This is a genomic window from Streptomyces sp. NPDC042002 (assembly GCF_055588305.1).
In genome coordinates, this window is record NZ_JBVJCT010000074.1 from 1 (window position 1) to 10,023 (window position 10,023).

Here is a 10,023-nt window from a genome sequence, read left to right on the forward strand (position 1 = left end):
GGGGTTGCTGTTGGTTGTTTTTAGGGTGTGGTGGGCCCGGGGGGAACCGGGGGGCGATGCCGCGTACGAGACCGTCCGCGGCATCGCCGACTCCACCCCGTACGCCGTCCCGGAGGCGGGCGCGATGCTCCATGTGCGCCGGCTGACGGCGGGCGAGCGCACGGCCGTCCCCGACGCGCCCTTCGTCTACGTCCACGTCGTACGCGGCGAGGTCCGCCTGGACGGCGAGGAACTGGGGGAGGGCGACGCGGCCCGCATCACGGACGCGAAGGACGTGGAACTGGTCGCGGGTGTCCCCGCCGAACTGCTGGTGTGGGAGATGACGACCGTCTGACGCGGACGCCGGGCGCGCCACCCGGACCGCCCCCGGACCGGCCCGTCGATCCCTACGCCGGCGCGTCCAGTTCCCGGATCAGCCGGTCTCCCTCTCGGGTCATGATCTCCGGGTCGCGCAGGGCGTTGGAGAGCAGGGACATCCCCTGGTAGGCGCCGACGAGCGTCAGCGCGCGGCCCGCCGGGTCGGCGGCGCCCATCTCCCTGTACTGCCGTTCGACCCAGTCCAGCAGCTGGCGGATGACCCGTCCCGCCAGGAGGTCGAGGCCGCCCTCCTCCCGCTTGTCGAGCTCCGCGGCGAGGGTGCCGGTGGGGCAGCCGTAGCGCGCCGCGGTGTCCCGCCCGGAGACCCACGCCGTGATGAGCCCCTTGAGGCGGTTCCGCGGCTCGGGGAGCTTGTCGAGCTCGTCGGTGAGTTCCCGCAGATGGCCGGCGTGTTCGGCGAGAGCGGCCTCGACCAGCTCGTCCTTGGTCTTGAAGTAGTAGTACACGTTGCCCGCCGGCACCTCGGCGGCGCGGGCGATGTCGGCGATCGTCGTGCGCTCCACGCCCTGCTCGTGCAGCACCCGGGCCGCGGCCGCCGTCAGCTGCCGCCGCTTGCCGGCCGCCTTGGCCCGTGGCCGCGTTCCCCGGGGCACCTCTGAGTCAGTCACCCGACTGACTATAGACAGCCCGCGTCCCGCCTTGCTAGCGTCCTGTTCATCGGAGTTAGTCAGTCGACTAACTAACTTGCGGTCGAGGAGATCGACATGTACGTGGTGACGGGTGCGACCGGGAACGTCGGACGCGCGCTGGTGCGGACGCTCGGCGGAGCCGGACTGCCGGTGACGGCGGTGGCCCGGAAGATCGCCGGGGACGAGGTGCCCGACGGCGTCCGCGCGGTCGCCGCCGACCTGGCCGAACCGGCCGGGCTCGGGTCCGCGTTCGAAGGCGGCGAGGCACTGTTCCTGCTGGTGGCGGGCGAGGATCCGCAGGGCGTCCTGGACGCGGCGAGGACCGCCGGAATCCGCCGGGTGGTACTGCTCTCCTCACAGGGGGTGGGAACGCGCCCGGAGGCGTACGGGCACCCGGCCCGCTTCGAGAAGGCCGTACAGGAGTCCGGCCTCGACCGGACGGTCCTGCGGTCCGGCGGGATGGACAGCAACGCCTTCGCCTGGGCCGGGTCGGTCCGCGCCCGGCGGGAGGCCGCCGCGCCGTTCGGCGAGGTCGGCCTGCCCTTCGTCGACCCCGACGACATCGCGGCCGTAGCGGCGGCGGCCCTGCGCGAGGGCGCCCACGCCGGGGCCACCTACACCCTGACCGGCCCCGCGCCGACCACCCCGCGCGAACGGGCCGCCGCGATCGGCGCCGCCCTGGGGGAGCCGGTGCGCTTCACCGAGCAGACCCGCGAGGAGGCACATGCCCTGATGGCGAGCTTCATGCCACTGCCCGTGGTCGAGGGCACCCTGGCCATCCTGGGTGAACCGACCGAGGAGGAGCGGCGGATCAGCCCGGACGTGGAACGCGTCCTCGGCCGCGCGCCGGGCACCTTCGCGGCCTGGGCGCTGCGCAACGCGGCGGCCTTCCGCTGACCGCGCCGGGGCCGCCGCCGGACGGCGTCGGAAGGTCCCGCGTCAGGAGGCGAGGTCGGCCAGCACCGCGTCCGTGAACGGGGTCCACGCCTCGACGGCCCAGGGCCCGAAGGTCCGGTCGGTGAGCGTGACGCAGGCGGCGCCCACGGCCGGGTCGACCCACAGGAACGTACCGGCCTGACCGAAGTGGCCGAAGGTCCGTGGCGAGGACGAACTCCCCGTCCAGTGGGGCGACTTGGAGTCCCGGATCTCGAAGCCGAGCCCCCAGTCGTTGGGGCTCTGGTGGCCGTACCCCGGCAGGACGCCCTTCGTTCCGGGGTACTGGACCGTCATCGCCTCCGCGACCGTACGCGGGTCCAGCAGCCGCGGCGCCTGGAGCTCGGCGGCGAAGCGGACGAGGTCGTCCACCGTGGAGACACCGTCCTTGGCGGGCGAGCCGTCCAGTGTCGTCGAGGTCATGCCGAGCGGTTCGAGGACCGCCTGACGCAGATACTCCGCGAAGGGCATGTCCGCGGCCTTGGCGATGTGGTCCCCGAGCACCTCGAACCCGGCGTTGGAGTACAGCCGCCGCGCCCCGGGCTCGAAGGTCGCCCGGTGCTCGTCGAAGGCCAGACCGGAGGTGTGCGCGAGCAGATGACGGACCGTCGAGCCGGTGGGCCCGGCCGGTTCGTCGAGTTCGATCGCCCCCTCCTCGTACGCGACGAGCGCGGCGTACGCGGCGAGCGGCTTGGTGACGGAGGCCAGCGCGAAACGGTGCCCGCCCGGCCCCTGCGAGCCGGCCACCGTGCCGTCCGCGCGGACGACCGCGGCGGCGGCGGTGGGAACGGGCCAGTTCGAGATCAGCGCCAGACTCTGCAAGGACATGCCCACGAGCCTAAGTCGTTCAAAGGCTCAGCCGCATGGAGGGGGCAGGCTTGCGGACGAACCCGAGGGCCGCGTAGAGCGGCTCGGCCTCGGCGGACGTGTCGAGGTCGACGTGGGCGACACCCGGTCGCTCGGGCGTGGCCCGGCGTACGAGAGTCATGATCCGCACGGTAACCGCCGCTTCCCGGCCACGTCCTCGCGATTTCGGCCGATTCGGCTTGCCTGGAGTGCACTCCAGGGTTTTAGCGTGGAGTCCATGACGGTGATGGAGACCACAGCCGAGGCCACCGGGACCGGCACCGGGACCGACATCTGTGCCGGCCCTCCCGAGCGGGAGCGGCGCCCGGACGGCCAGGACAACTACACGATCAGCGAGGTCGTCGCCTTCACCGACCTCAGCGCACACACGCTGCGCTGGTACGAGCGCATCGGGCTGATGCCGCACATCGACCGCTCGCACACCGGCCAGCGCCGCTACAGCAACCGCGACCTGGACTGGCTGGGCCTTGTCGGCAAGCTCCGGCTCACCGGGATGCCGGTCGCCGACATGGTCCGCTACGCGGAGCTGGTGCGCGCGGGCGACCACACGTACCTGGAGCGCTACGAACTCCTGGAGGCGACCCGCCAGGACGTCCGGACCCGGATCGCGGAGCTCCAGGACACCCTCGCCGTGCTCGACAGGAAGATCGGTTTCTACGGTGACGCGGGGCGCGCCCTCGCGTCGGAGAGGTCTCGATGACCGACAGCAGGATCGCGACGGTACGGCTCGGCGACGAGGGGCCCGAGGTCGGTGTGCAGGGCCTCGGCTGCATGGGCATGAGCTGGGCGTACGGACCGCCGGACGCCGACAATTCGCTGGCCGCCCTGCACCGGGCGCTGGAACTCGGCGTCACGCTCTACGACACGGCCGAGGGCTATGGCGGCGGCGAGAACGAGAGGTTCCTGGCACCGTTCCTCAAGGCGCACCGGGACGAGATCGTCATCGCGACCAAGTACGGCGTCACGGTCCCGCCGGACAACCCGCGCAAGCGGATCATCCGCAACGACCCGCCGTACATCCGCCAGGCCGTCGAGGGCAGCCTCCAGCGCCTCGGCGTCGATGTGATCGACCTCTACTACATGCACCGGCGCGATGTGAACGTGCCGATCGAGGAGAGCGTCGGCGCCATGGCCGACCTGGTCCGCGAGGGCAAGGTCAAGCATCTGGGCCTGAGCGAGGTCACCGCGGGGGAACTGCGCGCCGCCCAGGCCGTGCATCCCATCGCGGCCGTCCAGTCGGAGTGGTCGCTGTTCAGCCGGGACATCGAGGCGAACGTCGTGCCCGCCGCCCGCGAGCTGGGCGTGGCGCTCGTCCCGTACTCACCGCTGGGCCGGGGCTTCCTCACCGGCTCCTTCGGCAACGCCGACCAGGATCTCGCGCAGGACGACGTCCGCCGCACCCAGCCCCGCTTCACCGGCGAGAACGCGGCGGCGAACGTGGCGCTCCTCGCCCCGGTCCGTACCGTCGCCGACGCCCGTGGCGTCTCGCTCGGCCAGATCGCGCTGGCCTGGGTCCAGCAGCGGGCGGGTGTCCACGGCCTGACCGTCGTACCGATCCCGGGCACCACCCGGCGCGCGAGGGTGGAGGAGAACACGGCGGCCACCGGCATCGCCCTGACCGAGGACGAGCTGACCCTCCTGGAGCCGATCGCGGCCGAGGTCGCGGGCGACCGCTACCCCGACATGTCGTTCTCGTCGGCGGGCCGGGAGTGAGCGCGGCCTAGAGCCGGTGCCGGTGCTGCCGGCACCGGCACCCGCGGTCACAGCTGTTCGAGCAGCTCCGCCTTCTTGACGGAGAACTCCTCGTCCGTGACGAGCCCCGCCTCGTGCAGCTCACCGAGGTGCCGGATCCGGTCGGCGATGTCGGCCGGGTCCCGGCGCGGCGCCGAGCCCGCTGCCACCGGCGCGGGACTGGTGGAGCGCGCGGCGGCGAGCACGGCCGCCGCGAACGGCAGCGACTCGTGGACGGGCCCGTATCCGAGCCCGAAGACGACCGCCGCCGGGTCCTGGTCCGCCTGGGCGGGCTGCGCCGGCGCGGGCTCCCGCCGCAGCAGTCGCAGATGGCCCTCGAACACCTCCGGGGAGCGCCACTCGACCCCGCACAGTCCCGAGACCGGGAAGGTCTGGTCGCCGGCCTTCCACTTCGCCGAGGACGCGCCCGTCCAGAACCACCGGAAGGACACCACCTTGCCGTCGAAGGACGCCTTCCCGTCGTAGGCCTTGAAGTGCAGCGGTCCCTCGGGAGGTCTCACGAGATAGCGCTCGGCGGGCTCGTCGTCCTTGGTGAGCTGTCCGCGCAGCTCGTCCGCGTAGTACTCGGCGAGCGTCGCGCGCTCGGCCGGCAGCACCAGGCGATAGGGGTCGCACCCCTCCTTGAGCTGTCCCGCGGCCGCCTCCATCAGCGGATCGGCGCCGGGCCTCGGCACCGCACGCAGAACGACCGTGCCTCGCTTCCCGGGCGTCAGCGTCACCGCCGCGATCGCCGCCAGGGGGATACGGCGTTCGCCGAGCGCCTGGAACAGCTTCGGCGTACGGATCCCCCGTTCGAAGCGGATGAGCACGGAGTCGGACTCGAACTCCCAGGCGGCATGAAATCCGGCCAGTACGTCACCCATGCGGGCCATCGTATGCGGCACGCAAGCCTCCGTCGCCTCTCTGGGCGGACCGCGGTTTTTCGTCCTCTACGCGCGTCAGGCCGACGCGCCGACGGACAAACCCGTCCGGCATACGTCATCATCGTGCGCGCATCGGACAGCGCGGTACGCGCCGATCCCGATCTCCGCGAAGTTGCGGAGACTCTCCGTGCCCGGCTCGAAGTAGCCGGCGTGCCCCTTCGCCCCGTCGGCGGACAGGAGACGTGCCCCGAAGCCCTTCGACACCGGGTCGGCCCCGTGCCCGAGGCCTCCGACCTCCAGGTGCGGCACGTCCTGGATCCAGTCGTCCGCGTCGCGCATCGCCCAGACCCGGGCGGTGGTGTGCAGGTTCGCCGCCTTCGCCGCCCGCATGCCGGGGCTGCCCGCCACCGCTATGTCGGAGACCCGGGAAGGCAGCGAAGAGGCGGCCACCCCGCAGAGCACCGAGCCGTAGCTGTGGCAGTACAGCGCCACCTCCGCCTTTCCCGGCAGCGCCCGCACCAGCGCCTTCAGCCGCACCGCGCCCTCTTCGGCGCGCATGGCGGTGGCCGAGTCGATGCCGAGCCCGCTGGGTGCCGTGTAGTCGGCCCACGCGATCACGGCCGTACGCGCGCCCGGGTCCGCCGAGCGCTCCGCCCGGTACAGGGAATCCGCCATGCCGACCGGCGCCGAGTACTCCTTGTACGTGCGCTGGAAGGTGAGCAGGTCGGTGTCGACACCCGGCACCACGACCGAGACGCGGCGGGCCGAGTCGAGGTCGCCGAAGACCTCGGCGACGCGCCCCGAGCCGTTGGGGTCGAAGGCGAGGATCTTGCGGCCCTTGTCCAGCAGCGCCTCGTAGCGGTGCATCCGGCGGCCCGCGTCGTGCTGGCCGAGCGAGGACAGCCGGTTGTCGTGCATGCGCTTGTGCTCGACCGTGCGCTCGTGCTTCAGCGCGAGACGGTTCGCCGCGTAGCGCAGGGTCACCGGCGCGCCGTTCATGTTGCCGACGGCGAGCGGATAGCGGTGGGCGAGCCGGGAACGCTGCTGCGCGTCGAGCGTGGTGAAGAAGTGCGCCAGCCGGCCCGGAGCGGAGTCCGGGTCGGGCAGCTTGTGCCCGGCGACGGAGCCGTGCTCCCACGCGGAGCGGGACGCCTGGAGGGGGGAGGACTCGCGGTGGCTGTGGAGCGCGGTCCAGCCACTGGTGGCCAGCATCACGAACACCACGGCCAGCGCGAGCAGCGCGCGCCAGGCGTTGAGTTGGGGGGGTGTGTCGAAGGAAGTCACTGAGAGGACACCCTAGGAGAAGTGAGCAGCCTCCCGTTAAACGAGTGACTGGGATCACGTTTCTGATGGGGTGATTGGGGCAAACCGGGTTCAGTTTGAGATAAATAGTGACACTCTGTGCGTGTATCTCTGCGACGCGTGTGCGATATGTGGCGCTCCGCGTGGGCGTGTTGTGATTCCGCGGGGCCGCCGAGGTGGATCTCGCACGGACGTCATCGGTACAACGAGCGCGAACGGGTGCGAGGTTCCGCGTACGGGCATGCGCCGGGTTCTGTACGCGGGGGCGCGCCGGATATCCGTATGCGAACCTCACCGGCTGTGCCGAGGGGGCACCTCGGGGTGACGTCACGAAGCGTGACGCGGCCGTCACCGGGGTGCCGTGCCCCACTTCTCCGCCAACGCGGGCCCCACATGGTCGAGATAGGTCGCGGTGAGCTCGCGGATCGCCTCGACGCTGGTGTCCTCGCCCGCGCCCCACAGCCTGCCCGTCACCCGCATCACCCCGCCGAACACCGCGACGGCGATGCGCGGGCGGGGGTCCACGTCCACGTCGAGGCCCTCGCGCTCGGCGATCAGCCGCGCGATCTCCTCCTCGATCTCCTCCGAGCGGCGCAGGTGGACGGCGAGCAGCGCGGGGGTCGACTCGATCAACTGGTAGGTGCGCATGTGCAGTTCGATCGGCACGACGGCCTCGATCGCCTCGCCGATGGTGTCCCAGCTCTCCAGGACCGCCCGGCGCAGCGCCTCCAACGGGGCCTCGTGGAGCGGTCGTTCACGCACCGCGGCGATGAAATGCGACTCGCTGAGCCGCTGTAGGAACAGGGCGGCGTCCTCCTTGCCGGCGAAGTAGCGGAAGAAGGTGCGCTGGGAGACGTCGACGGCCTCGGCGATCTCGTCGACGGTGGTCCGCTCGTAACCCTGAGTGGTGAACAGTTCGAGGGCGGCCCGCAGCAGCGCGTCCCGGGTGCGCTGCTTCTTGCGCTCCCGCAGGCCGGGGCGTGGCGCCGCCGTATCCGCCGCGCCGACCGAATCCGCCGTGCCGACCGTGTCCGTCATGGTGTCGCGATCTCTCCTGTCCGAACTGTTCGCCCTGTTCAGCCTATCTGTGAGTGACGTGACAGTTACCGACTTGTGAATCGGTTTGTCAATTGTCAGCGGCTGTCACTAGCCTCGAAAAATGACTAGTCAGACCACCATCGACAAGACGGGCCCGGAGGACAAGACTCCGGTCTCCCCGTCGGACCAGGCTCCGTCCACGGGACTGCGCGGCCATCCGTGGTTCACCCTCATCACCGTGGCCGTCGGGGTCATGATGGTGGCCCTGGACGGCACCATCGTGGCCATCGCCAACCCCGCCATCCAGAAGGACCTCGGCGCCAGCTTCGCCGACGTCCAGTGGATCACCAACGGCTACTTCCTCGCCCTCGCGGTCACCCTGATCACCGCGGGCAAGCTCGGTGACCGGTTCGGCCACCGGCAGACCTTCCTGATCGGCGTGGTCGGCTTCGCCGCCGCGTCGGGCGCCATCGGGCTTTCCGACAGCATCGCCCTCGTGGTCACCTTCCGCGTCTTCCAGGGCCTCTTCGGCGCGCTGCTGATGCCGGCCGCGCTCGGCCTGCTCCGCGCCACCTTCCCGGCCGAGAAGCTGAACATGGCGATCGGCATCTGGGGCATGGTCATCGGCGCCTCGACCGCGGGCGGTCCGATCCTCGGCGGTCTGCTCGTCCAGCACGTCAGCTGGCAGTCGGTGTTCTTCATCAACGTGCCCGTCGGCGTCATCGCGCTGGTCCTCGGCGTGCTGATCCTCACCGACCACCGCGCCGAGAACGCCCCGCGCTCCTTCGACATCCTCGGCATCGCACTGCTCTCCGGCGCCATGTTCTGCCTGGTCTGGGCGCTCATCAAGGCCCCGACCTGGGGCTGGGGCGACGTCCTGACCTGGTCCTTCCTGGGCGCCTCGCTCCTCGGCTTCGTGCTCTTCGCCTTCTGGGAGAAGCGCGTCAAGGAGCCGCTGATCCCGCTCGCGCTGTTCCGCTCCGTGCCGCTGTCGGCCGGTGTGGTCCTGATGGTCCTGATGGCCATCGCCTTCCTCGGCGGACTGTTCTTCGTCACCTTCTACCTGCAGAACGTCCATGGCATGAGCCCGGTCGACGCCGGTCTGCACCTGCTGCCGCTGACCGGAATGATGATCGTGGGCTCGCCGCTGGCCGGCGCCCTGATCACCAAGGTGGGCCCGCGCATCCCGCTGGCGGGCGGCATGGCGCTCACCGCGATCTCCATGTTCGGCATGTCCCGGCTGGAGACGGACACGAGCAGCCTGGTCATGTCGCTCTCGTTCGCGGGCCTCGGCCTCGGACTCGCGCCGGTCATGGTCGGAGCCACCGAGGTCATCGTCGGCAACGCCCCGATGGAGCTCTCCGGTGTGGCCGGCGGTCTCCAGCAGGCCGCCATGCAGATCGGCGGCAGCCTCGGTACGGCCGTCCTGGGCGCCGTGATGGCCTCCAAGGTCGACGGTGACCTCGGCGGCAACTGGACCGCCGCCAAGCTGCCGCCGCTCACCCCGGCCCAGCTCGACCAGGCCTCCGAGGCGGTCCGGGTCGGTGCCGCGCCGGTCACCCCGGACACTCCCGCCGCTATCGCCGCGCGGATCACCGACGTCGCCCACGAGACCTTCATCTCCGGCATGAGCCTCGCCTGTCTCGTCGCCGCCGGTGTCGCCGTCGTGGCCGTCTTCGTCGCGCTGCTCACCAAGCGCGGCGAGAACGCGGAGGCCGCGGGAGCGGGCGGCGGACACATCTGACGGACGGGCCGCGCACCGGCAGGCCTGGCGGCGTGGAACGGGGGTACCCGACTCATCGACCCGAACCGACCGAGAGGTCACGGGAGTTCAGGAGTTGATGATGGCGGGCTTCGGAAACGGTACGCGCAGGCACCCCCGTTCACGTGGCCGTACGGGACAACGGACCGGGCCGGACAGCGCGACCCTGGGGATCGTCGGCACCGTGTGCGCGGTGGCCGGTTTCTTCACGCTGGGGATCGTCCTCGGCCCGGCCGCGATGGTCTGCGGATGGCTCGCGATGGGCCGCCGCTGGACCGGATCGGGGCCGGTGCCGGCGCTGATAGCCCTGGTGCTGGGAGCGATCGACACACTCCTGGCGGTCATCTGGCTGGCCGGCGGAGCGGGCAACGGCCTGCTCTGACGCCGGCCGGCCGACACCGGCTGTGGGGGGGGGGGGGGGGGGGGGGGGGGGGGGGGGGGGGGGGGGGGGGGGGGGGGGGGGGGGGGGGGGGGGGGGGGGGGGGGGGGGGGGGGGGGG

Annotated in this window: 12 protein-coding genes; 6 read left to right on the forward strand and 6 right to left on the reverse strand. The window is 71.6% G+C overall.

All coding sequences use genetic code 11. The features are described from left to right. On the forward strand, window positions 1-334 hold a 334-nt coding region (locus ACZ6KY_RS41875), incomplete at its 5' end, for a pirin family protein (protein WP_469315490.1). Between the two features lie 52 nt (window positions 335-386). Here the strand turns inward: ACZ6KY_RS41875 and ACZ6KY_RS41880 are convergent. Further along, on the reverse strand, window positions 387-986 hold the full coding sequence (locus ACZ6KY_RS41880) for a TetR/AcrR family transcriptional regulator (RefSeq protein ID WP_469315491.1): 600 nt from the start codon (window positions 984-986) through the stop codon (window positions 387-389). Between the two features lie 96 nt (window positions 987-1,082). On the opposite strand from ACZ6KY_RS41880, the gene ACZ6KY_RS41885 reads away from it, so the two are divergent. Continuing rightward, window positions 1,083-1,904 carry an NAD(P)H-binding protein gene (locus ACZ6KY_RS41885; RefSeq protein ID WP_469315492.1) on the forward strand — a complete coding sequence of 274 codons (822 nt, stop codon included), beginning with the start codon at window positions 1,083-1,085 and terminating at the stop codon, window positions 1,902-1,904. A gap of 42 nt (window positions 1,905-1,946) precedes the next feature. Here ACZ6KY_RS41885 and ACZ6KY_RS41890 read toward each other — a convergent pair whose 3' ends face one another. Both ACZ6KY_RS41890 and ACZ6KY_RS41895 read right to left on the reverse strand, forming a co-directional pair. Next, on the reverse strand, window positions 1,947-2,768 hold the full coding sequence (locus tag ACZ6KY_RS41890) for a serine hydrolase domain-containing protein (protein WP_469315493.1): 822 nt from the start codon (window positions 2,766-2,768) through the stop codon (window positions 1,947-1,949). 19 nt (window positions 2,769-2,787) lie between these two features. Then, window positions 2,788-2,928 (reverse strand): hypothetical protein, encoded by a 141-nt coding sequence (locus tag ACZ6KY_RS41895; RefSeq protein ID WP_469315494.1) that lies wholly within the window; start codon window positions 2,926-2,928, stop codon window positions 2,788-2,790. A gap of 96 nt (window positions 2,929-3,024) precedes the next feature. Between ACZ6KY_RS41895 and ACZ6KY_RS41900 the strand changes: the two genes are divergently transcribed. Then, on the forward strand, window positions 3,025-3,507 hold the full coding sequence (locus tag ACZ6KY_RS41900; protein ID WP_469315495.1) for a MerR family transcriptional regulator: 483 nt from the start codon (window positions 3,025-3,027) through the stop codon (window positions 3,505-3,507). Next, a complete protein-coding gene (locus ACZ6KY_RS41905; protein ID WP_469315496.1) occupies window positions 3,504-4,520 on the forward strand; it encodes an aldo/keto reductase in 1,017 nt (338 codons plus the stop codon). The genes ACZ6KY_RS41900 and ACZ6KY_RS41905 overlap by 4 nt, the downstream gene beginning before the upstream one ends. Window positions 4,521-4,567: 47 nt before the next feature. Here the strand turns inward: ACZ6KY_RS41905 and ACZ6KY_RS41910 are convergent, their stop codons facing one another. The 3 genes from ACZ6KY_RS41910 to ACZ6KY_RS41920 all read right to left on the reverse strand — a co-directional run bounded on the left by ACZ6KY_RS41910 (window position 4,568) and on the right by ACZ6KY_RS41920 (window position 7,762). Next, entirely contained in the window at window positions 4,568-5,431 is an 864-nt protein-coding gene (locus tag ACZ6KY_RS41910; RefSeq protein WP_469315501.1) for a DUF4429 domain-containing protein, read from the reverse strand. Window positions 5,432-5,497: 66 nt separating this feature from the next. Beyond that, window positions 5,498-6,706 (reverse strand): alpha/beta hydrolase, encoded by a 1,209-nt coding sequence (locus ACZ6KY_RS41915; protein WP_469315497.1) that lies wholly within the window; start codon window positions 6,704-6,706, stop codon window positions 5,498-5,500. A 366-nt stretch (window positions 6,707-7,072) separates the two neighbouring features. Then, window positions 7,073-7,762, reverse strand: a complete 690-nt coding sequence (locus ACZ6KY_RS41920; RefSeq protein ID WP_469315498.1) for a TetR/AcrR family transcriptional regulator — start codon at window positions 7,760-7,762, stop codon at window positions 7,073-7,075. 121 nt (window positions 7,763-7,883) lie between these two features. Between ACZ6KY_RS41920 and ACZ6KY_RS41925 the strand changes: the two genes are divergently transcribed. Together ACZ6KY_RS41925 and ACZ6KY_RS41930 are read left to right on the forward strand one after the other, a co-directional pair. Further along, complete coding sequence (locus ACZ6KY_RS41925) at window positions 7,884-9,506, forward strand: MFS transporter (protein WP_469315499.1); 1,623 nt, start codon at window positions 7,884-7,886, stop codon at window positions 9,504-9,506. A 97-nt stretch (window positions 9,507-9,603) separates the two neighbouring features. Beyond that, window positions 9,604-9,906 carry a small hydrophobic protein gene (locus ACZ6KY_RS41930; protein ID WP_469315500.1) on the forward strand — a complete coding sequence of 101 codons (303 nt, stop codon included), beginning with the start codon at window positions 9,604-9,606 and terminating at the stop codon, window positions 9,904-9,906. Window positions 9,907-10,023 lie beyond the last annotated feature (117 nt).

Coding starts and splice junctions, on each gene's coding strand:
- ACZ6KY_RS41885 (WP_469315492.1), top strand. CDS start 1,083: ATGTACGTGGTGACGGGTGCGACCGGGAACGTCGGACGCGCGCTGGTG.
- ACZ6KY_RS41890 (WP_469315493.1), bottom strand. CDS start 2,768: ATGTCCTTGCAGAGTCTGGCGCTGATCTCGAACTGGCCCGTTCCCACC.
- ACZ6KY_RS41895 (WP_469315494.1), bottom strand. CDS start 2,928: ATGACTCTCGTACGCCGGGCCACGCCCGAGCGACCGGGTGTCGCCCAC.
- ACZ6KY_RS41900 (WP_469315495.1), top strand. CDS start 3,025: ATGACGGTGATGGAGACCACAGCCGAGGCCACCGGGACCGGCACCGGG.
- ACZ6KY_RS41905 (WP_469315496.1), top strand. CDS start 3,504: ATGACCGACAGCAGGATCGCGACGGTACGGCTCGGCGACGAGGGGCCC.
- ACZ6KY_RS41910 (WP_469315501.1), bottom strand. CDS start 5,431: ATGGCCCGCATGGGTGACGTACTGGCCGGATTTCATGCCGCCTGGGAG.
- ACZ6KY_RS41920 (WP_469315498.1), bottom strand. CDS start 7,762: ATGACGGACACGGTCGGCACGGCGGATTCGGTCGGCGCGGCGGATACG.
- ACZ6KY_RS41925 (WP_469315499.1), top strand. CDS start 7,884: ATGACTAGTCAGACCACCATCGACAAGACGGGCCCGGAGGACAAGACT.
- ACZ6KY_RS41930 (WP_469315500.1), top strand. CDS start 9,604: ATGATGGCGGGCTTCGGAAACGGTACGCGCAGGCACCCCCGTTCACGT.